The sequence below is a fragment of the Paenibacillus sp. 2TAB26 genome (assembly GCF_052115145.1).
GTDB lineage: Bacteria > Bacillota > Bacilli > Paenibacillales > Paenibacillaceae > Pristimantibacillus.
This window is the reverse complement of record NZ_JBFRGC010000036.1, coordinates 1-20,848: the sequence shown is the minus strand read 5'-3', so window position 1 is coordinate 20,848 and position 20,848 is coordinate 1. Positions and strand designations below refer to the sequence as shown.

The 20,848-nt window shown below is 42.3% G+C and carries 19 protein-coding genes and 1 pseudogene; 4 read left to right on the top strand and 16 right to left on the bottom strand.

Annotated features, from left to right (window positions below):
- Nucleotides 1-207 precede the first annotated feature (207 nt).
- Complete coding sequence (locus AB4Z50_RS30730; RefSeq protein WP_441885328.1) at nucleotides 208-1,464, bottom strand: glucuronate isomerase; 1,257 nt, start codon at nucleotides 1,462-1,464, stop codon at nucleotides 208-210.
- A gap of 113 nt (nucleotides 1,465-1,577) precedes the next feature.
- Nucleotides 1,578-2,328 (bottom strand): annotated as a pseudogene (locus AB4Z50_RS30725) (SDR family oxidoreductase).
- A 169-nt stretch (nucleotides 2,329-2,497) separates the two neighbouring features.
- Between AB4Z50_RS30725 and AB4Z50_RS30720 the strand changes: the two are divergent.
- Nucleotides 2,498-3,496, top strand: a complete 999-nt coding sequence (locus tag AB4Z50_RS30720) for a LacI family DNA-binding transcriptional regulator (RefSeq protein WP_441885326.1) — start codon at nucleotides 2,498-2,500, stop codon at nucleotides 3,494-3,496.
- Between the two features lie 82 nt (nucleotides 3,497-3,578).
- Here the strand turns inward: AB4Z50_RS30720 and AB4Z50_RS30715 are convergent, their stop codons facing one another.
- The 4 genes from AB4Z50_RS30715 to AB4Z50_RS30700 all read right to left on the bottom strand — a co-directional run bounded on the left by AB4Z50_RS30715 (nucleotide 3,579) and on the right by AB4Z50_RS30700 (nucleotide 6,636).
- Nucleotides 3,579-4,427, bottom strand: coding sequence for a HEAT repeat domain-containing protein (locus AB4Z50_RS30715; protein ID WP_441885324.1), 849 nt, complete (start codon nucleotides 4,425-4,427; stop codon nucleotides 3,579-3,581).
- A 106-nt stretch (nucleotides 4,428-4,533) separates the two neighbouring features.
- Nucleotides 4,534-5,214, bottom strand: coding sequence for a Crp/Fnr family transcriptional regulator (locus AB4Z50_RS30710; RefSeq protein WP_441885322.1), 681 nt, complete (start codon nucleotides 5,212-5,214; stop codon nucleotides 4,534-4,536).
- 41 nt (nucleotides 5,215-5,255) lie between these two features.
- Entirely contained in the window at nucleotides 5,256-6,164 is a 909-nt protein-coding gene (locus tag AB4Z50_RS30705) for an alpha/beta hydrolase (protein ID WP_441885320.1), read from the bottom strand.
- Between the two features lie 64 nt (nucleotides 6,165-6,228).
- Nucleotides 6,229-6,636, bottom strand: a complete 408-nt coding sequence (locus AB4Z50_RS30700) for a MerR family transcriptional regulator (protein WP_441885318.1) — start codon at nucleotides 6,634-6,636, stop codon at nucleotides 6,229-6,231.
- A 185-nt stretch (nucleotides 6,637-6,821) separates the two neighbouring features.
- Here AB4Z50_RS30700 and AB4Z50_RS30695 point away from each other — a divergent pair, with 185 nt between their 5' ends.
- On the top strand, nucleotides 6,822-7,790 hold the full coding sequence (locus tag AB4Z50_RS30695) for an alpha/beta fold hydrolase (RefSeq protein ID WP_441885316.1): 969 nt from the start codon (nucleotides 6,822-6,824) through the stop codon (nucleotides 7,788-7,790).
- A gap of 45 nt (nucleotides 7,791-7,835) precedes the next feature.
- Here the strand turns inward: AB4Z50_RS30695 and AB4Z50_RS30690 are convergent, their stop codons facing one another.
- The 6 genes from AB4Z50_RS30690 to AB4Z50_RS30665 form a co-directional block, all read right to left on the bottom strand.
- Nucleotides 7,836-8,570 (bottom strand): ATP-binding cassette domain-containing protein, encoded by a 735-nt coding sequence (locus tag AB4Z50_RS30690; RefSeq protein ID WP_441885314.1) that lies wholly within the window; start codon nucleotides 8,568-8,570, stop codon nucleotides 7,836-7,838.
- 26 nt (nucleotides 8,571-8,596) lie between these two features.
- On the bottom strand, nucleotides 8,597-9,919 hold the full coding sequence (locus AB4Z50_RS30685) for a hypothetical protein (protein WP_441885312.1): 1,323 nt from the start codon (nucleotides 9,917-9,919) through the stop codon (nucleotides 8,597-8,599).
- Between the two features lie 18 nt (nucleotides 9,920-9,937).
- Nucleotides 9,938-10,711, bottom strand: a complete 774-nt coding sequence (locus tag AB4Z50_RS30680) for a hypothetical protein (protein ID WP_441885310.1) — start codon at nucleotides 10,709-10,711, stop codon at nucleotides 9,938-9,940.
- Between the two features lie 50 nt (nucleotides 10,712-10,761).
- Nucleotides 10,762-11,085, bottom strand: coding sequence for a GntR family transcriptional regulator (locus AB4Z50_RS30675; RefSeq protein ID WP_339203820.1), 324 nt, complete (start codon nucleotides 11,083-11,085; stop codon nucleotides 10,762-10,764).
- A gap of 191 nt (nucleotides 11,086-11,276) precedes the next feature.
- A complete protein-coding gene (locus AB4Z50_RS30670; protein WP_441885308.1) occupies nucleotides 11,277-11,951 on the bottom strand; it encodes a DUF6320 domain-containing protein in 675 nt (224 codons plus the stop codon).
- Nucleotides 11,924-13,219 carry an alcohol acetyltransferase gene (locus AB4Z50_RS30665; RefSeq protein WP_441885306.1) on the bottom strand — a complete coding sequence of 432 codons (1,296 nt, stop codon included), beginning with the start codon at nucleotides 13,217-13,219 and terminating at the stop codon, nucleotides 11,924-11,926. The genes AB4Z50_RS30670 and AB4Z50_RS30665 overlap by 28 nt, the downstream gene beginning before the upstream one ends.
- A gap of 122 nt (nucleotides 13,220-13,341) precedes the next feature.
- Between AB4Z50_RS30665 and AB4Z50_RS30660 the strand changes: the two genes are divergently transcribed.
- Complete coding sequence (locus AB4Z50_RS30660) at nucleotides 13,342-14,160, top strand: MerR family transcriptional regulator (protein WP_441885304.1); 819 nt, start codon at nucleotides 13,342-13,344, stop codon at nucleotides 14,158-14,160.
- 63 nt (nucleotides 14,161-14,223) lie between these two features.
- Here the strand turns inward: AB4Z50_RS30660 and AB4Z50_RS30655 are convergent, their stop codons facing one another.
- The 4 genes from AB4Z50_RS30655 to gap are packed head-to-tail and all read right to left on the bottom strand — an operon-like array spanning nucleotide 14,224 to nucleotide 18,872.
- Complete coding sequence (locus AB4Z50_RS30655) at nucleotides 14,224-15,024, bottom strand: pyruvate, water dikinase regulatory protein (protein ID WP_441885402.1); 801 nt, start codon at nucleotides 15,022-15,024, stop codon at nucleotides 14,224-14,226.
- The gene (ppdK, locus tag AB4Z50_RS30650; protein ID WP_441885302.1) at nucleotides 15,024-17,681 is read right to left on the bottom strand and encodes a pyruvate, phosphate dikinase; all 2,658 of its coding nucleotides are present in this window, start codon (nucleotides 17,679-17,681) and stop codon (nucleotides 15,024-15,026) included. The genes AB4Z50_RS30655 and ppdK overlap by 1 nt, the downstream gene beginning before the upstream one ends.
- Entirely contained in the window at nucleotides 17,668-17,820 is a 153-nt protein-coding gene (locus tag AB4Z50_RS30645) for a GapA-binding peptide SR1P (RefSeq protein ID WP_441885400.1), read from the bottom strand. The genes ppdK and AB4Z50_RS30645 overlap by 14 nt, the downstream gene beginning before the upstream one ends.
- Before the next feature lie 2 nt (nucleotides 17,821-17,822).
- On the bottom strand, nucleotides 17,823-18,872 hold the full coding sequence (gene gap, locus AB4Z50_RS30640; protein ID WP_441885300.1) for a type I glyceraldehyde-3-phosphate dehydrogenase: 1,050 nt from the start codon (nucleotides 18,870-18,872) through the stop codon (nucleotides 17,823-17,825).
- 286 nt (nucleotides 18,873-19,158) lie between these two features.
- On the opposite strand from gap, the gene kynU reads away from it, so the two are divergent.
- Nucleotides 19,159-20,445, top strand: coding sequence for a kynureninase (gene kynU, locus AB4Z50_RS30635; RefSeq protein ID WP_441885298.1), 1,287 nt, complete (start codon nucleotides 19,159-19,161; stop codon nucleotides 20,443-20,445).
- The last annotated feature ends 403 nt before the right edge of the window (nucleotides 20,446-20,848 follow it).

Genomic DNA, 20,848 nt, shown 5'->3' with positions numbered 1-20,848 from the left:
ATAAATTTTGTCAGATATAAACAAATAAAGCGCTATCAAGTTGATATTTAATAATATAGCAAAAAATGAAATCGATTTCAATAGTTATTTTGAGCAATATTTCCAGTGTTTCCATATCCGCCATTGCCATAAGAAAAGGTGATCCACACCGCATTTTACGGATAGAATCACCTTTAACTTTTTTAACGGATAAACTTAAATGATTTACTACCTGCCTAGAAAACGCCAGAAGTTTTGATTCAGCATATCATCCAGATCCCGCTTGATCTCCTCTTCCGTCACCGTCCATCCACTATGATGCAGCTTCTCGTATTTCGCTGCAAGAACATTGCCAATGATTTTTCTGGAATGCTCCCATTTGTAAATCAATTGCTCAAACACACGGCAATCGGAGTGCTGAGGAATCATCGAAGTGCCTAGAAGCTCTATGCGGAAACGTGTCATTTCCTCAACCATCGATTCAATATGCAGAAACCACCAGCAGCCAAATATCATCAGATTCCGGAACTTACGGGCAAGCACCGTTAATTCATGTTGATTTTCTCTTGCCAGCATCGTGATGAGAAACTTCTGCTCGGGGTAACGGCGGCATAAAGCTTCCACTGCAGATACATCAGACAGCATGCTCATATCGCCTGCTAATCTGAGTGATGGGTTCACCCGTCTGCGAACGCCAATCATTAACGCAAACGGAATACTTTTTGCTTGGCATACAGGGATCATAACCTCATCAATCATCTTGCTTCGATGATCATCGGCTGGATATTCAAAATCACCAGGCATCGACACAGCAAGATAAAGCGCATCCATCCGAGTAATCCATTCCGAGAGAAAACGTCTTGTTTCTGCCTTTGTCCGCTCAGACCATTCTGCTTGTACATCATAACCAAGATTTTGCAGCTCTTTCACCGCATGATCCCAATCATTAAGAAGCGCATCAACTCGCAGCGCCGCATAGAAACGGGCATCCGTTTTTCCTTTTCCTGACAACCAAACGGGACGTTCAACAGGATCAAACGGATCGTTCGTCATGACGATTTTCTCAATTCCAGCGATTTGCATGACCGTATCTACCTGCTGTTCTACCGTACGCTTCGCAAGTGCTTGCCGGTAATCGTCCAGATTGCGTGAGGATACATCGAAACCAAGACGTTTAAGAATCGTAATAAATCCGCTTGCAGCTTCGCTTACAGGAGAATGATCAATGAACAGCTGCTTCCATATCCAGTCCGCCTGCTCGCGCTTTGTCATCGACCAGAATTGGCTGTACTCCTCCTCTGACCATCTGAACGACTCTGAAATTAAGTAATGATAAGTTAACAGCTCATCAATGCCCCATAAAAGCAGTTCCCCAAATTCAGGAGCATATAGATGCGTATGCATATCCGTAACAGGCGTGCTCATAGCTAAACGATCAACCGTCGCTTTAATATCTGCTAGGCTTGCAATGGTTTGAGTACTCATTTTCTTTTCCCCTCTCTTATTGGTTTCAACCGTTTCCCCCAAAGCTTTATGCGCCTTATGTGTTCAAATGCAGTCGTTGTTATCCGTTCCCTTTAGCTGTAAACGCGGTCATGTCATATCGTCATCGCACCAAATCCGCCATCCACGCGGAGGAATGAGCCGGTAACAAATGAAGACGCTTTGGATGAAGCCAAATAAACAACCGCGCCCTTCAGCTCATCCGGGTTTCCGAAACGATTCATTGGCGTATGCTGCATAATCGACTCTACTCTTTCGGGTGAAAGTATTTTTTTGTTCTGCTCCGCCGGGAAAAAACCTGGAATAATAGCGTTAACTCTTACGCGGTCTGGCGCAAATTCGCGTGCTAAAAATTGCGTGATGCTGTTAACTCCTGCCTTCGATGCTGAGTAAGTAAACACGCGAGAGAGCGGTGGTGATGAGGAAACAGAAGAGATATTGATAATGGAGCCGCCGCTGCCCTGTTCAATCATTTGTTTACCGAACACTTGGCAAGCCAGCACGACACTCTTTAAATTGACGTCCATAATTCGATCCCATTCATCCATCTCCAAATCAAAAAAAGGTGTGGGGCTGTTTGTTCCTGAAGCATTTACAAGGGCCTCCCCATTGCAGAATATCGTTCAGCACCGCTTCTAGTTCATCTTTTTTTGTTGCATCTGCTTGCAAAGAGATCGCCGTTCCGCCGCTGCTATTTATTTGATTGCATACTAATTTTGCTTTCTCCATATCGCGGCCAACGATGGCTACTTTTGATCCTGCTTCAGCCAGTGCAGAAGCCATGGCACTGCCAAGAACACCATTTCCACCGATTACAACGGATACGGTATCTGTTAAATTAAACATGAGAAAACCACCTTATAATCAAAATAACAACGTTGTTATTTTTCATAATATCGCAATAAACCCATACTGTCTACACCAATTATACCGCTTTCATTTGCATAATAATTGGACTATGATAGGATGTATGACTTATGATAATAGTCGTTAAAGTTCCTTTCGGAGGGAAGCTATGGTAACCATCAAAGATATCGCAGAGCGTGCAGGCGTCAGCTTTTCTACAGTATCCAAGGCACTTAGAGACAGCCCGCTCGTACAAAATAAAACGAAACAGCATATCCTTTCCATCGCCAAAGACATGGGTTATCAACCCAATATTGCTGCTCGAAGTCTCGTCTCGAGAAAAAGCGGCGCGATTGGCATCGTATGGCCATCAATAGAACGTGCAGCCCTATCATCCCTTCTTACACAGCTTAATGAGGAGCTCGAGAAATACGGCTATATCACGTTGCTGTCTATTAGCAACATCGAATCAGCGATCGAAACTTTTCGCCGCTATCAAGTGGATGCCATACTCGCCTTTGGAGACAGGGATAATAAACCTAATCCAATCGACTCCAGCGCCATGCAAATCCCAATTCTCACCTATGGTGCCGCTGACTATACGCCCTATTCCGCAGTCGATGTTAACCGTGGTCAAGCCATTCGGCTAGCGGTTCGTCACTTGGCAAATTTAGGTCATAAAGAAATAGCATACATCGGGGAACCGAAGTCGCATGACCCGCTGCAAGCTGTAAAAATCGAAGCCTTTCAAGAAGAGATTAGACATCATGGGCTGAGTTTAACAGATGATTCCATTCTCCAAATGAACGGTTTAGAATTTCACGATGGTTATATTGCTGCACGAATGATGATGGATCGTCCTCTTCGACCAACAGCTGTCATAAGCGGCGGTATCGATCTAACTCGCGGCATCCTTCGCGCCGTCAGTGAACTCGGCCTCTCCGTCCCTCATGATGTTTCTGTCGTTAGTTACGACAATCTTCCGCAGATGGAGAATCTTGAGGTTCCAATGACCGTCGTAGGTGTTGCCCTCTCCTCCATCGCAGCGGCAATAGCCAAAACTATTCTTGAACTTATCGATGCTCCAAACATGATTAAGACGGTCCACTTGGAACCCGAACTTGTCATCCGCTCAACTACTTCTAAACGGTTTTTAAATGGTGAATAGGGCTATCCCATAAAGTAGATAACACTACTTGAGGATAGCCCTATTGTTTGAATATGTATAAACTTTTTCCTCATTACTGGGCTTAGCGTAACACCGGCAAGCTTCTTATCGCTTTTGCTACAATTTTTTTCGTTTCCTTCGCCTTTGAGCGCTCCAACCAGTCATTACAAATAGCTCTTACCCACTCAGGATTAGTTTTGCTAGCGTCATTCATCCAGTTGCCTACTGAATCCTGAACATATTTGGCTACATCGCTGTTCACAGCTTCTAATAGAGAAAGAGCCATAGCAGGATCTTCTTTCAGCTCAGCAATATGTTTAGCCCATACGCCTCGCGGTCGAGTGGATTCAATGGCAAATCTTCTAATATTCGCATCATGATCACGCACCCAATCTTCGAGTAAATGAAGTGCTCCCACTAAATCATTGGAGATGGATTCCCTTAGAGCCATCCAAGCAATTTCGCGAACGCCAAAATGGTGATCTGCCGCAAAAGGACGAATCGATGCAAGCTTCTCTACTAAACTTAAACGTTGATCCACTCCGATAATAAAAGCAGCCCAGCAGCGAACACTGTCTGATGGATGAGCAGCTAATTTGTCGTAAAGTTTAGACTGCTCTTCTTCTGCTAGTCGAGCGAATAAGCTAAGCCATTCCTTTGCGATAGCAGGTATGATTTTCATAATTTTTTTCTCGTTCAAATGTTTCAGCCTATCCAGAATGGGATCGGATTCTTGATCCAAACCAAGCTCGTTTAGTACATTTTGCAGCAGTACAATATGATCGACAACGAGCCATTCCGTCAAATTGACCGTCTCCAGTTTCCCCATATGAATCAGTTCTATCACTTCATTTGGAATATCGCTCAACTTTCTTGCACCTTTGCGGTATAAAATGGAGTCAGAAATGACCATCGCTTTCTCATTATTCATAACACGGTTCCCTCGCTTATACGACATTTAAAATTGGAAGTACGCCAATCATACTTCTTATTTATAAGCGAAGATGTAATCTAGTTTACAACCCTTTCTACATAACCTAGCTTAGCAACAACATTTTTTTATGGATGTAGATGGTTTTAAAACCTGTCTTAATGTGTTTTTGTTCCGAAAGCTCTTGTAAGGCTACCGTTACCGCTTCTCTTGTCGCTCCAACCAGATTTGCAATTTCTTGATGTGAAAGAGGAAAATCAATTTTGCAATACTCATCCCTATCCATGCTCGTAATTCCAAATTGCTCAGAAAGCTTCATGAGAACATGCAAAATTTTATCATGAAGACCTCCTAGAGCTAAATTTTGTGTTAATCGACTCATCGCACTAATTCGATCACTTAATACCTGTAATAAGTTCATCATGAAGCGTGGCCGCTGCATTAAAAAATTTTCAAACCTATCTTTACTCATCAAACAAATATGGCTTTCTTCAATCGTTTCAATATAGTGATCCCGCGTACCAAATGAAATGATATTCATCTCGCCAAATACATTTCCTTCACCCAATATATCCGAAGTAAATTGCTTGCCTTCCTCACTCAGCTTATATAAACGAACCTTTCCCTTTTTCACAAAATAAAGCCCTTCTGAAAAAGATTCCGGTGTTTGAATAAATGTCTTTTTCGGGATAACGGTAATAGAGGTCATTTCATCCATCTCTATCAAGTCTTCTATTGTGAGTGAATGAAGCAAATTGAATTGCGATAAATATTGAATGTTATCCATTTCTCCTCCAGTTCGTTAAACAAGATGAAAAAATAAAGATTTTAAGACAGCTTCTTTTTCACAAAATGACCAATATGGTCGATAGCCTGCTGCGCTTCCGGAAGCATGTAGGCGAGAAAATGAAATACACTCCACATCTGATCCCATACTTCCAGCGTAACAGCGACACCTGCTGCTCTTGCTTGATCCGTAAACCGTGTAGAATCACTTAACAGAACTTCATGATCGCCTATTTGGATAAACAAATCGGGCAGCCCGCTCAAATTCATTCTAAGGGGGGATAAGAGCAGGATATCATCCGTACTGTTGCCTAAATATGTGTTCAATATCCTGCGATTGCCCTCCAAGCTCCCTGTAGGATCAAGCTCCGATCGAGTCATGTAGGATTCACCATCCAGATGAACTAGATCCGTATGCGGGGAGATGAGAAAAGCACCAGCTGGAAGCATCTCTCCTTGATCTCGAAGTGAAAGCAAGGTCATAAGCGCAAGGCTTCCGCCTACCGAATCTCCGCCAAATAGCATATTAGCAGCGGAATAACCGTTTTCAAACAACCAACGATAGGCAGTAAGGCAATCCTCGTTTGCAGCTGGATACGAATGCTCCGGTGCAAGTCTATATTCAATGACAAGCACTTTCACCCCACTGGATTTCGCTATTCTTGCTGTCAAATCACGATAGAATGCACAAGTGCCTGCTATAAAACCACCGCCATGGAAGTAAAGAATGACCTTCTTCACATCTACAGTTAAATTGGCAGGAGTAATCCATTCACCATATAGGTTTCCGATTACTACCTCTTGGACAATAATATCCGTATTCATTTGCATTGCAGCTGCGGTATTGTTCATTTCATTTCGTATTTTCTCCACTGGCATTTCACTAAAATTGCTCGTTTGTTTTAAAAAATGTTTAATCGCTGTAAGCTGTTCGATACTCGTTTTTTCCATGTAATACTCCTCCTACAGGCTTAATAACGTAAGTTTACAGCCTGTAGCATAGTACAACGTCAAGCTAAGATTCCATGTGAAGGATGTGAAGTGTTTGCTGCGTTTCCGGGTGCTTTTCTTCTGCTTGCAGATTTGTTTTCAAGCTTGCGAGCATTGCTAATGTTTGTTCTTGCCGTTCCATATCTAAACGGATTTTATCCATTTTTTTATCGATCACAGTCAAAAAATCAGCGAGACTAATTTGACTGCTGCTAGACTTTGTTAATGCTTTTTTGATTTCTTTTAACGTAAAACCACAAGCCTTAGCATTTTTTATAAACGTAAGATGACTTAATACTTCCTCAGAGTACATCCGATAACCTGATTCAGAACGCATCGGCGCCGGAATTAGACCATGATTCTCATAGTATCTTAACGTTTCGATATTCACATTCGCCATTTTTGCAATTTGCCCTCGCAAATAACCGGTCATTTCAATCCCCCTCTTATGTTGGTTGAAAGATTATTCTGAAGAGACACACAGGCTGATCATAGGTCTTAACGTTTAATTAGAAAATAGCATTGTAGTTATGCCCAAACGAAAATGCTATAATATACTAATTATGGAACGAAAAAGTAAACAACTGAACAAATTTCAAAATCGATAAAGGATCAACCATGAACAAAAAAACTCGTAAACAAAAATTAAAAGTCATAATGAAAATCGTAGTGTCCGTTGTCGTTCTTTTATTAATAGGAGGAATGTGGCAATACAATATGATGAATAAAGAATCACAAATGTTTTTGCCGCAAGGAAAACGATATACAATAAACTCGCATGACATGCACGTATACAGTGTTGGAACTGCTGGTAGCCGAACCATTGTTTTTGTTGCTGGGTCTGGTACGCCTAATGCTTTTACCGATTTTTACTACTTACAAAACGAACTGCAACAATATGCGAGAACCGTAAGTTTTGACCATGCTGGTTTTGGTTGGAGCGAGCAAACACATATCCCAAGAACGATTGATACATTAGTTGATGAACTGCATGAATTGCTTAAAAAATCAAATGAAACCGCGCCCTATGTTTTAATTGGACACTCGCTCGCATCATTAGAGGTGCTTCGTTTTGCACAACGATACCCTGATGAAGTTGAGCAAATCATTTTATTAGATGGCGGCAGCCCTGAATATTATGCAAATGCTGGGGAGTTGCAGCCCTATTTGATAAATCGCTTTATGGCAGGTCTGCGTGTAACTGGAATAGCTAGAGCTTTAGGAAATATAGGCATTTTACTTCCATTTACCGCTGAGAACATACGTAATCAACGGCTCCCAATCGAATGGAAAGCCATTGATTTATCCATGTATTATAATCATATTGGAGAGTCCAATAATTTGAGTGTCATAAAAAATATGAATGAGAATGCTCGTGCTGTATTAGATGGCGGTTACTTAAAAGACACTCCGCTGCTTATTTTATCTTCAGATAGCGGACACGAGTGGGCGAAAGTGCAGCGACAGCTTTTACAATGGTCCAGCCTTAGTAAGCAAGAAACTATTTCTGATTCTGAGCATTACATTCATTGGTCCAATAGAGAAGAATTATTGCAAAAAATAGTGAACACAATTAATAATAATTAAAGCTAATTTTTAAAATATGGCATTCATACTAGAAAGCATCTTCAACTATTTCTCGGGAAATGAATTATCCAAAGCTTCCTTATATTTATTCTCTTTGTAGCCAATAACCTCAGACATGACATCACTTATACTTTTGCCTTGTTCTCTCATCTCGTCTACATAAAAGTCCGCTTTTATTCTGCCCTTATGAACAATAATGGCACGGTCGATAACATGCTCAATTTCTTCTATTAAATGTGTCGTGAGCAGGATCGTCTCATCGCCTTTTAAATTGGAAACCATCAGCTTTAAAAAATCCTTTCTAGTGAACATATCTTTGCCCTGAAAAGGTTCGTCCATCAGCATATATTTTGCGTCCTTAGCAAACCCCGCACAAATTTCAAGCTTCAGCTTTTGCCCTTTGGAGAATGTTTTGATTTTTTGCTGCGGTTCAAGCTCATAGAAGCTGATCAGCTTGTCAAAATGTTTTCTATTGAATCTAGGGAAAAAGCCAGCCAAAAACTCTGCATACTGAACGGGTGTCAGATCAGGAAGGAAGCTGCCTTCCTCTGTAATCAATGCAATGTTGTCATATTGCTCCGTTACTGGTCTGCCTTCTACTGTTATGGTACCATTCTGAATTTCTCCGATTCCCATAATCGCCTTCAGCAATGTTGTTTTTCCGCTGCCGTTACCGCCAAGAATACCAACGATTTCACCTTTGTTTATCGTTAAGCTATCCACGTATAAGTACTCACTGCTTCCAGGATAGCGCTTTTCCACATATTTCAGCTCGATCATCCATGCCCCTCCTGCCTGCAAACCTTTTATTCAATCTTGAGGTTATCGTAATACCTATACTCTGATTGGCTGTATCCAAACCCGCCTGGCAGCGGCGATAGATTCATCGCTCTAATATTATCGTCATTCAGATCAGTCATAAGCTCGCCTTTGTAGAGCAATGTAGAGGCTTGATACACATAAATCATAAATCGTTTAGGAAGCACAATATCATATTGAAGCTGACTTTCATCTTTAGGCTTGCTTCTCATTGTTTTGACGACATATAACTTATCGTTACGATAGCTCATCGCGAGCATACCGCTGAAATTGTCCTCTTCTCCGTCCGCAAAGCTTTCTTTTATCGTTTCGTTTAATTTCATTTCACTCGATAAATGAAAGCTAAACATTGTTTTATTATTATTGGCAACAGCATCCTCTGCTGAAGAGGATCGGCTAAAACTCAGATTTAGCGTGTTCTGATCGTGATCGCTAAATGCTTCATAGTTTTCATAATAGGTATCCCCGCTCGGATTATTGAAAGAGCTCGCTCGATCCCGTCCTGCCAAGTAAAAATGAGGAACTATTGTCTCACCTAATTGCTTCCCGCTGATACTGTCATATGCACGAGTAATAAGCTGGTTATCTTCAACTGTAATTAATGCCAAGCTGCTGCCAACGGCTTCTAATCCAAGAATTTCAATGCTTGAATTTGGATTGTCTTTGTTTTTATCCAGGCTGAAGGTTGCCACGGTACGCGGCTTCAGGCCTGTGTCTCCGGTTATGCCTCGATAACCCCAATTATCTGAAAACTTTAACTCATAGATTCCGTTCTCTCCTATGTAATGCGTTGTCGTTGGCAATGTAAAATATACGTTATCGCCAATTTTGGCAAGTCCATATTCGAGAGCATTCGTATAAGTGACGCTATTATCCTTCTGATCCGCTCTATTATAATGAACAGGCGGGTTAACCGTTGCCGTACCGATAGGAATGGGAATCGTGTTCCTTCGATCACGAGCAACGATTTCAAAAAGCGGTCCAGTATTCGAAATATCATATTCAATGCCATTCATTATTTTAGCATTTCCCGGAATAAATCGTTTTGGGGTTTGCTGCTGCATCTGCTCAAATAACACGGTACTCGTTTTCACTTGACCTTTCTCAATACGGAAGCTAGTGCGATGGCTCCCATCCTTCAGCTCTCCACTTATGACTGCATCCTCAATTGCTTGACGTGAACCCTGCAAATCTTTTAAATAAAATGTCCCTTGATCCTTCTTCGCGTAGATACTGCCGGACATTATCCCTATGACAGCTATCGCTGCAATTAGAGCAACAAGAACTGCATGATTTTTCAGCTTTTTCATAGCGATCCCATCCCTTTCTTAAGCGATAGCTGCTTTTTTTATTAGCTTGATGCTGTGCCATATGAATAATCCACTTAAAATAAGCATAATTGAACTGCTAATATACAAATGACTTGGTGCTGCATAAGAATAGGATTCACTCATTCGATAGCTCAGCACTTTAATTCCCACTATAACCGCGGCTCCAATAGCGACTAAACCCCAGTACCTTTTGCTTCGTTCGCATAAAGCCCCGTAATATAGAGCTGTTGTAATCATAAATAAAATACTTGCTGATGATATGATTCTGCTTAGGTTTAATGGCATGATGATTCGAAAAAAATCAGAACGGATAACAGCTAAAAAAAGTCCATTTGTCATCGAAAAGCGGCCTTCACCATAGCTCGCAAACTTCGCCGATACCACATCGTATCCAAGCTTTATGCTAATTAGCTGCGACCCGAGCAGCATGAGCAAGCAAATGACAAAAACAACGATTTTGCTAAAATAAATCGATTCACGCCTTACAGGCAGTGATAAAAACATGTATATACTTTTACTGCCCCAATAACCTGCATAAATCGTCTTCAAGAAAAATCCGCATGCTGCTGCTATGCATAGGAGGAATACGATGATGCAGCCTGAAGAGGCATAAATATGTTCATAGCGCTCGTGAACGGTATATTCACCATAGTCTTTGACAAACATGTGGAGCAGATAAAGAGGGATAACGATTACAGCTGTGCAAAGCAACATTATCGCTTTCAACCAGGTTGAAAATTCATATTGCAGCAGTCGATAAAAGGTTCTCATAATACCACCTCAATTGTATTATAGTAGTAGTACAGATACGCCAAAAAAAACTATTCCCAACGCTCGCTAATGAGGGAAATGACTTGTTGGAACGACAAATGAATCTCCTTAGCGGAGCCAATAAACGCTTTCACTAACTCATCCGTCAGCTCAGCTTCAATTTGCTTTAAGATCGCCTCATCTACATAAATGACACTGCCGAGCGTACTGCTCGTGCGAACATATCCTTCGTCCTCCATAAGCTTAAAAGCCTTTTGCACTGTATTCGGATTAATGTTCAGTTGTGCAGCTATTTCTCGCCTAGACGGCAGCTTATCTCCCGATTCAACTTTCCCCAGCAGTATTTGCCTCTTCACATACAATGCGGCCTGCACGTATACGGGCTCCTTGTTGTTTAGCTTTAATTCATAAAAATGTAGCACGTACACATCACCTGCCTTATCTCTTGGTTGTATTATTGCACTAGTACAATTTAATTGTCAATATGTAACAAAAAAAGGAGCATGATTTTGAAATCTGCCCCTCCTCTTCAATGATATGAAATAATCCTTTCAAAACAAACCTTTTAAAAATGAAACCGTTTCTTTATTTCCTCTTTAAATTGCCGATCCGAAAAAATAATCATGCCGATGATCGTGAGCAATGAGTACACAATCGCTGCCACACTTGGCCAAATGACATCCGCTAATTGAAAAATAAATAAAATCGCAGGACATAGGCTGATAAAAAACATCGCTAATAAATAACCGATATCATTATGCCATAAAGATTTTTTTATAATGGCGAGCAAAGTCATCATAAAAGTCGCTGCCATACCAAAGAGTGGAATGGCATAGGTGGTTGACCACTTCATAAACCCTACAAAAACATCGATTACGAGTAAAAAAAGCGCTAAAATCGCGTAATGAAACAATATCTTTTTGCCGATATGTGCCTTTGACAATATCGTATCTTTTACGATCACCCATGCATAGATTAACCCGGTCGTCACAATCGCAGACCACAATTTAGGATTAAGCTGCAACGTTAATAAATTAATCGTAATCGAGAGTACAATAGCCGATATCGTTAAAAACAAAAATAGCTTCGTACGTGTAAATACGGCTGTTTCTTGATGTAATTTTGCATAGGAGGGGTACTCTGACGCACTATTCCCGCGATTCCCAAGAGGCCTCGAGCATAACGGACAATAGTCGTGCTGATCGTCAACACTCACATTGCATCGATTGCATAACCACATCCATTCCTCCCCCAATCATTTGAATATACTCTCACGTCAAGCCCAGCCTGATCCGCTAAATAAGAGAAAAAATATTGCAGTATATCGGCTTCTACAATACTTCTTGTAAACGTAATCGTCAGCTTATCATTAACGGTACAGACGCCGCAGCTTACTGGGCTTTTATTCGATGGATAGACTACAGCCTCAATAACGTCGATATAGTCATACATTTGCTGCGGCAAAATGATGTTGCCAACATTGGATAACGTCATCGTTCTTCTGCTTTCTCCTAATGTGCGAAAACCAAAATCAACAAACCAGCTTTTGAGAAACAGCGGAATAAAAAGAGTAGCTTTGTTGCGTTCGAGCGCTACATTGTTATAAATAATATTTTGCAAATTTTCTTTTCCAGTTTTCTGCTTTAACATTTCATTTACTCGAATAATGAGCTCATCAAATGAAGCGTCCTCGGTTACTTTTATTCCGATATTTACAACGCCAAAAAAATTACGAAGCGTTCGCGACGGGAAGGCTTTGCGTAAATTGGCTGGAATTGATATGACCACCGGGGCATTTTGCTCACTAAATTTAATCCTTGTTTGATAAATAGAGTAAATGAGCAATGTCGTTAAATACGCTGTTATCGTACAGCCCTTTTGCTTGGCAAGTGCATTCAATGCAGAAGCACTAACAACGCCGTGCACCACATTGTTTCCGAAATGCTCAAAGCGTGTACCTTTAACATGATAAGATTTGCTCGTTATCACTCGTTCAACATAACAATCCTTGTAATACCTGCGAAAGCTATCCTCCATATCAAGTACATCCACTCCAGTATCCGCGAGCAAAATTTTCCCTTCGCGATCGATGTTTTTCCCCAAATATATGAGGTAATAGTATAAAAGTGATTTTAAAAATTCAATGGTTCCATTGCCATCCGTAAGGGAATGAAAAACTTCAATCGATACTCTATTTTGATAATATAAAACCTTAAATAAGTAGCCGTTGTTCGTATTTGGATCAATATCCCGACATGGATACTGCTCGTCCTCTTCTATCACAATTTTCTCCGTATTTTCATCCAAGTAATTCCAAAACACACCTTTACGTAGCTTAACGGTAAACATCGGAAAACGATCAAATACAGTATCAGCCGCTTTTTGCAAGGCGTCAGCATCTATTCTATCCTTCAATACGGCTGAAATTCGATAAACTGAAGTGTTTTTTGTATTCGTAACGGATGGAAAAAGCTTTGCAGCATTATCGAGCTTATACCATTTGTTCAATTGGAATTTCTTCCTTTCTAGATTCATGCTGTTTAGCTCTTGTTTGTATAATCAATCGAATTTATTTACAATGAAAATCATAAACTCTTGTGTAACATAAGAGTCAATAGGAGCAGATTGACATGAGGACATACTACTCTATCGGAGAAACTGCCAAACGAAGCAGCACGACCATAGAAACCTTACGGCATTATGACAGAATTGGCTTGTTGAAGCCTGCAAAAGTAGATGTTCACACAGGTTATCGCTATTATTCAGATGAGGAATTGGTTTATCTGAACGTGATTAACTTTTGCAAACAACGAAGTATGCCATTAAACGATATTAAAGAGTTGTTCGCAAATGACCATTATGAATATATTATTCCTTGTCTGATAGCGACTGAAGATAAAATAGATCAGGAAATTAAACAGCTGCAACAAACTAAAAAATTGCTTTTAGCTTTGAGAGAACAGTATGAAACGCGTACGACACTCATACCTGAGCAGCTTTCCGATCATATTTTTTCAAGCAAAATGATTCCAAAAAGAATGATCTTAACGTTTCCTTCTATCCAGCAGCCGAGCATTGAAAATTTCCAGCTGCTGCAAGATCTGCTCCTGCAATATAGCAGTGACGGCGAGGGAGATTCATTTATTTTCGAACATACCGTTTTTATCTTAACCACATTAGAGCAGCAGTCTGAAAACCAATCTGTCCTCTTTGCTGTCTGTGAAAAGTGGCCCGCTAAGGCAGACGATATGGCCGCATTGCCAGCCGGAACGTATATTTATGGTTATTGCTCCGAAGAGCAAAAACCATTGGCCATGCAAAATATGATAAATGATGCAAAAACGAAATATGATGCTGAACTAGCATTTATTGTCCAATCGGTTATTTTTACAGGCATTTTTCAATGGGTATATGAGCTTCAAGCGTTATTGGTGCCCTGTTCAGAGTAAAATGCAAACGGGACTGTCTCTCAAGGTCATAGACCTTAAGGGACAGTCCCGTTTTTTGTAAAATTAAATATAGTCCATAATAAGTCCAGCCGTTTCTTCTATCGCTTTGTTCGTCACATTGATAATGACGCAGCCTAATTGCTTCATTAACGCTTGCCCGTATTCGAGCTCTTCTATAATACGCTGAAATGTTGCATATTGGGACCCCGTAGGAAGTCCAAGCACTTTCAACCGCTCCGTGCGGATATTAAGAATATGCTCAGCATCCATTGTAAGTCCAATGATGCGGCGGCTTGGAATTTTGAATAGCTCCATAGGTGAATTGACCTCTGGCATGATGGGCAAGTTCGCGGATTTTATGCCTTTATGCGCCAAATAGATACTTAACGGCGTTTTTGATGTACGGGATACGCCAATCAGAACGACCTGGGCTTGCAGCATGCCGCGGGCATCCCGACCGTCATCATATTTGACAGCAAACTCCATCGCTTCTATTCTCCGAAAGTAATCCTCATTCATTTCATGGAGCAGGCCCGGTTGTCGTTTAGGTGTATTTCCATACGTGTCCACAAACGCCTGAAGCATCGGACCCATAATGTCCACTGCGCGAATTTGAAATCGTGTGGCTTCTGCTTTCATCATCTCGCGCAGTTCAGGCTGGACTAGCGTATAAGCGATAAAACCACCCTTTTCTGCCGTTTCCTTAACAACTTGCCGAACCTCATTTACGCTTCGTATATTGCTGAACCGCCTGACCGTAACTTGCTCTGGGTTAAATTGACGAATGGTCGCCTGAGCAACCGCCTCGGCGGTTTCGCCAATTGAGTCAGAGCAAATGACTAAATATTGCTGCTCATTGTGCATCATTGTTTTCCGAATTTCAGCTTAGCTTGAGCCGCAGCTATTCTTGCCAGAGGCACCCGGTAAGGGGAACAGCTGACATAATCTAATCCCGCGTTGTGGCAGAAAAAGATCGATTCCTTATCCCCGCCATGCTCCCCGCAAATGCCTGTTTTGAGCTGCGGTTTAAGCGATCGGCCTTTCTGAACAGCCCATTCGACTAAGAGGCCAACCCCTTCGGTGTCCAGCACCTGAAATGGATTTACAGGTAATATCTCATGGTCAACATAATGACTAAGAAACTTGCCCTCCGCATCGTCCCGACTATAGCCGAAGGTCATTTGTGTCAGATCATTTGTACCAAAAGAGAAAAAGTCAGCATGCTCGGCAATTTTGTCTGCGGTTAACGCCGCTCTAGGCACCTCGATCATCGTCCCTATTTTATATGATATGTGTTCATTATCTGGGCCAAGCACCGTATCAGCAGCACCTTCAACAAGCAATCGCATCACTTTCAGCTCGTTCGCATGCCCCACAAGAGGAATCATAATTTCAGGTAAAACGTGAATGCCTCTATTTTTACAATTCACTACAGCATGGAATATCGCAATGGCTTGCATTTCGTAAATCTCGGGAAAAAGAATACCTAAACGACAGCCTCGTTGTCCAAGCATCGGGTTCATCTCTTGCAGATTGCGCACCTTGCGTATAAGAGCATCCAATGCTTGCTTTTCGCTGACATGCTCGTGAACATTTGCAACTAGGAGTATTTTCTGCTGTCTCACGACCAGCTCCTCCAAATGCGGTAAAAATTCGTGTAAAGGTGGGTCGAGCAACCTTATTGTTACAGGAAAACCATCCATCGCGGTAAATATACCTTCGAAATCGCTTTGCTGCATCGGGAGAAGCAAATCGAGTGCTCGTTGCCGCTCCTCCTTCGTATCTGCTAGGATCATGGCTTGAACGACAGGCAAGCGCTCCGCGGACATGAACATATGCTCCGTTCTGCATAGACCGATGCCTTCTGCGCCGAATGCTCTTGCTTTCTCGGCATCCTCCGGTGTGTCGGCATTCGTTCGAACGGCCAAATCGCGGACTTCATCCGCCCATTCGAGCAGCTCCTCCAGCTCCACGCTAATTTCTGGTTCTTTGAGCGTCACTCCGCCCAAAATTACGCGTCCAGTGGAACCGTCCAGCGTAATCCAATCGCCTTCACGTACCGTGATTTCGCCGGCAGTGAATAACGCATCATCTTTATCGATGCGAACTTCCTCGCAGCCGCATACACATGGCTTGCCCATTCCCCGAGCCACGACGGCGGCATGGCTTGTCATCCCCCCGCGGCTTGTTAGCACGCCTTCGGCAGCGATTACGCCGTGAATATCTTCCGGACTTGTCTCTGCGCTAACAAGCACAACCCTTCTACCTTCGCGCACCCATTCCTCAGACTTGTCAGCATCAAAAACAACTTGCCCTGTAGCTGCTCCCGGCGAGGCTGGCAGTCCCGTTGCCAGCACATCCAGCTTAGCATCCTCATCAATTGCTCGGTGAAGCAATTTATCCAAATGCTCCACCTCTATTCGAGCGAGCGCCTCCTCCCGCTTCAGTATGCCTTCCTTGGCAAAATGAACAGCTAGCTTAACCGCTGCTTGTGCCGTTCTTTTCCCATTTCGTGTCTGCAAAATGAACAGTGAGCCGTTCTCCACCGTAAATTCAATATCCTGCATATCCTTATAATGAGCTTCCAGCTTTGCGGCTGTTTCTACAAGTTGTTTAAATACTGCTGGCATTTCCTGCTCCAGCTTTGCAATCGGCAGAGGTGTTCGCACGCCAGCGACAACGTCCTCACCTTGGGCGTTGATCAAGTACTCCCCGTAGAGCATCTTGGCGCCCGTTGAAGGATTCCGGGTAAACAATACGCCTGTTCCGCAGTTATCCCCCATATTGCCGAACACCATCGATTGAATATTTACTGCTGTTCCTTGATAATCTGGAATGTTATACGCTTTCCGATAGACGATTGCCCGGTGATTGTTCCACGAACGAAATACCGCTTCGACGGCTAGCTCAAGCTGGGTGTAAACATTTTGCGGAAACGTTTTTCGCGATTTAGCTTCTATTAACTGTTTATAGGAAACAATCAATTCCATCCAAGCCTCTGCCGGCAAATCCTTATCATCTTCTATAGATCTGCTTAGCTTCAATTGATGCAGCAGTGATTCAAAATATAAACCTTCGATTTCAAATACGACGTTGCCGAACATTTGGATGAGCCTTCTATAACAATCATAAGCGAAACGCGGATTTCCCGTTTGACGAGCAAGCGCCTCTACCGTTACATCGTTCAGTCCTAGATTAAGTATAGTGTCCATCATTCCAGGCATTGAATTAACCGAGCCCGATCGGACTGATACCAGCAGTGGATTCTCATCCCCGCCGAATGATTGTCCTTTCAGCTTTTCCACTTTCATTAAAGCATTCCGGATTTCCACGAATAGACCTTCCGGCAAAAGCTGCCCTCCAGCATAATAAGCTCTGCAAGCCTCCGTTGTAACTGTGAACCCAGGAGGAACTGGAAGTCCGGCATTCGTCATTTCTGCTAAATTCGCACCTTTTCCTCCGAGCAAATGCTTCATCCCTGCGTTGCCTTCATGAAAGAACAGCACTCTATTGCTCGTCATCACTCGTGCCTCCTTGTTTTCTCCCGGAATTGTAATTCGTGCAATTGGCTTGACCGCACTCCAAGTAATAGACCGTTACTTTTTCAGTATCCAAGGTATCAATGACTGAATCGCAATGCTTACAGAGTATCACTCCCATTTTTACCTTGCAGCGGTTTGTTTCCATCCCTCTACACCTCCGATAGAATGTGGATTGCATGCCCATTGTGCCAAATCCATGACTCTGCAGGAATAAGCCCACTCATTGTCATACCATGCCAAAACCTTTAATTGGTCTCCGCTCACCATAAGAGATGAACCATCGATAATAGCTGAAAATTCATTTCCAATGTAATCCGATGAAACAAGCGGTATATCGACTACATCAAGATAAGATTTTAAGCTCGTCGCAGCGGAAAATACAAAAGCTTGTTTTACTTCCTCATATGAAGTCTTTTTGTCCAGATGAACAGTCAAGTCAACTAACGATACATTAGGAGTCGGAACACGTACCGAGATACCTTGAACGAGCGAAGCTAAGTGCGGCAGTACATCAGTAAGCGCTTTACCTACTCCCGTTGAAGTGGGGATAATGGATTGTGCACATGCACGCGCACGTCTAAGATCTTTGTGAGGATTGTCCATATGATTCTGATCACTGGTGTAGGAATGTATCGTAGTCATCCATGCCTGCTTTATGCCGTAAGCTTGATCTAGCACATCTAGCACTGGAGCAACACAGTTTGTCGTACAAGAGGCTGCGGAGATAATGCGATGTCGATTCGAATCAAAGCGATGCTCGTTAACTCCCATCACAACCGTAAGGTCGGCTCCCTTGCAAGGAGCAGTAATCAGTACCGTCTCGGCACCTGCCGCAATATGTTTTGATGCACCTTCACGATCAGTAAACTTACCCGTCGCATCAATTGCCAGCCTTACGCCAAGCTCCTTCCAAGGAAGCCGCGAAGGATCTTTTTCCGTCAAATATTTAATCTTATTATTATTAATCAGGAGATCTCCATCTTGTACAGATACATCTGCATCCCAGATGCCATGTACCGTGTCATATTTTAATAAATGTGCAATGGTCTCAACAGGATAGGTTGAGTTGACCGCTTTAACCCTCAGTCCTTTCATTTTTTTGGAAAAAGCTCTGCGTATAAGTAATCTGCCAATTCTACCCGTGCCGCTAATGCCTACTCCAACCTCCATTACCATTACCCCCTGTTATGATTTGAATCTATATAATACATAACATATAAATAATTAGTACGCAATATATAATTATATAAGACGCATAAATCGCATATTATTTACTAAGTTTTTATATATGCGTCATATACTGAAGTGAGTATGAATGTTAAGACGATTTACGCACGCCACTTGATCGACTCTTTTTGTTGATTGTACACCATTTTGAATAATATTGACACCATGTCATAATTATAATATAGTTATCTAAACAATAGTAGAATTTACTCAAGAAGAGGTGACATAATTGAAAGCGATTACGCAGGATTATTCGTTAGAGTACGCCAAACAATTAGATCATATGGATGAGCTGGCACATTTGCGCGAAGAGTTTTATGTACCTGATGGCATGATTTATTTAGACGGAAATTCGCTTGGCCTCATTTCCAAACGCGCTGAACGAACGATGCTTGAGATGCTTGAGTCTTGGAAAACACAAACGATCGATGGTTGGACCCAGGGCGAGCGCCCATGGTTTTTCTTGCCTGAATCCCTTTCCAAACAGATGGCTGCCCTTGTCGGGGCAGATGCGGAGGAAGTGATTATAACAGGTTCTACATCGACGAATATTCATCAGCTTGTGTCGACCTTCTATCATCCATCAGGCAATCGTACGAAAATAATGGCAACTGATCTCGATTTTCCGACCGACATTTATGCTCTGCAAAGCCAGCTTCGCCTAAAAGGGTATGATCCCGAGACACATCTGGTTCGTGTAGCCAGCCGTGATGGCCGGATGATTGAAGAAGAGGATATTATCGCAGCAATGTCCGAGGAGATCTCTGTTATACTGCTTCCTACCGTTCTATATAGAAGCGGACAATTACTAGATATTAAACGTCTAACAGCAGAAGCACATGCTCGTGGTATTATAATTGGGTTTGATGGCTGTCATTCGGTAGGCTCTATTCCTCACTATTTCAGTGATTGGGACGTGGATTTTGCGCTGTGGTGCAATTATAAATATTTGAATGGCGGACCGGGCGGCGTTGCCTCTCTTTATGTGAACAAGAAGCATTTTGGCCGTGTTCCTGGTTTAACGGGTTGGTACAGCTCTAATAAAAGCAAGCAATTCGATATGGAGCACAATTTAACAGTCGAGCACACTGCAGGCGCTTACCAAATCGGAACGCCGCATATATTCAGCATCGCACCGCTCATTGGAGCATTGGAAATTTTTGAAATGACTTCGATCGAACAAATTCGCGAGAAGTCACTGCATATATCACGCTACATGGTTGAGTTAATTAATCATGAGCTGCCGGGTCTTGGTTATGTGCTTGCAAATCCACAAGAGGATGACCGCCGCGGCGGCCATATCAGCTTGGAGCACGATGAGGCGATTCGAATATGCAAAGCTCTGAAGCAAAATCATGTCATCCCCGACTACCGTTCTCCGAACGTCGTGCGCCTTGCACCAGTTGCTCTCTACACGACCTATGCAGATGTTTGGCAAACTGTACAAATTCTCAAGAACATCATCGTAGAGAAGCAATACGAAGCATTTGATACCAAACGCGGCGTTGTTGCCTAGTTGACTAACCGAATAACAATTGTAACGAAGCCCCCTCTCCGCAAATAGTGGAACGGGGGCTTTTGAAGAAAGACGGTAGACATTATTACGGAGTTTATTAATAGTATGGAATGAGTCTCCATCCACGTTTAATAAACGCATCTGGTAAGCCTACTCACTCATCCCTAAACGTATTCTAACGAACTTAACAGGCGCTATTTGATCAAATTAGGCTTGTTTTATTTTCTAACGAACCACACACTCCCTATTTACCCAAGTTACCTCACTTTTGGACATCATTTTGAGCAATAACACCACTGGAGTTCGTTAGCGTTCTTAAAACACAATTTCCTGCCCAGTAGCGTCTACTGAGTTCGTTAGGAATTGGTAGACTAATCTCGCAACCTAGCTCCTACCTCGACAC

What these genes read in the sequence shown, in the direction of transcription:
- AB4Z50_RS30730 (WP_441885328.1), bottom strand. Translation starts at nt 1,464, where the DNA reads ATGAGTACTCAAACCATTGCAAGCCTAGCAGATATTAAAGCGACGGTT.
- AB4Z50_RS30720 (WP_441885326.1), top strand. Translation starts at nt 2,498, where the DNA reads ATGGTAACCATCAAAGATATCGCAGAGCGTGCAGGCGTCAGCTTTTCT.
- AB4Z50_RS30715 (WP_441885324.1), bottom strand. Translation starts at nt 4,427, where the DNA reads ATGAATAATGAGAAAGCGATGGTCATTTCTGACTCCATTTTATACCGC.
- AB4Z50_RS30710 (WP_441885322.1), bottom strand. Translation starts at nt 5,214, where the DNA reads ATGGATAACATTCAATATTTATCGCAATTCAATTTGCTTCATTCACTC.
- AB4Z50_RS30705 (WP_441885320.1), bottom strand. Translation starts at nt 6,164, where the DNA reads ATGGAAAAAACGAGTATCGAACAGCTTACAGCGATTAAACATTTTTTA.
- AB4Z50_RS30700 (WP_441885318.1), bottom strand. Translation starts at nt 6,636, where the DNA reads ATGACCGGTTATTTGCGAGGGCAAATTGCAAAAATGGCGAATGTGAAT.
- AB4Z50_RS30695 (WP_441885316.1), top strand. Translation starts at nt 6,822, where the DNA reads ATGAACAAAAAAACTCGTAAACAAAAATTAAAAGTCATAATGAAAATC.
- AB4Z50_RS30690 (WP_441885314.1), bottom strand. Translation starts at nt 8,570, where the DNA reads ATGATCGAGCTGAAATATGTGGAAAAGCGCTATCCTGGAAGCAGTGAG.
- AB4Z50_RS30685 (WP_441885312.1), bottom strand. Translation starts at nt 9,919, where the DNA reads ATGAAAAAGCTGAAAAATCATGCAGTTCTTGTTGCTCTAATTGCAGCG.
- AB4Z50_RS30680 (WP_441885310.1), bottom strand. Translation starts at nt 10,711, where the DNA reads ATGAGAACCTTTTATCGACTGCTGCAATATGAATTTTCAACCTGGTTG.
- AB4Z50_RS30670 (WP_441885308.1), bottom strand. Translation starts at nt 11,951, where the DNA reads ATGTGGTTATGCAATCGATGCAATGTGAGTGTTGACGATCAGCACGAC.
- AB4Z50_RS30660 (WP_441885304.1), top strand. Translation starts at nt 13,342, where the DNA reads ATGAGGACATACTACTCTATCGGAGAAACTGCCAAACGAAGCAGCACG.
- AB4Z50_RS30655 (WP_441885402.1), bottom strand. Translation starts at nt 15,024, where the DNA reads ATGCACAATGAGCAGCAATATTTAGTCATTTGCTCTGACTCAATTGGC.
- ppdK (WP_441885302.1), bottom strand. Translation starts at nt 17,681, where the DNA reads ATGACGAGCAATAGAGTGCTGTTCTTTCATGAAGGCAACGCAGGGATG.
- AB4Z50_RS30645 (WP_441885400.1), bottom strand. Translation starts at nt 17,820, where the DNA reads ATGGGAGTGATACTCTGTAAGCATTGCGATTCAGTCATTGATACCTTG.
- gap (WP_441885300.1), bottom strand. Translation starts at nt 18,872, where the DNA reads ATGGAGGTTGGAGTAGGCATTAGCGGCACGGGTAGAATTGGCAGATTA.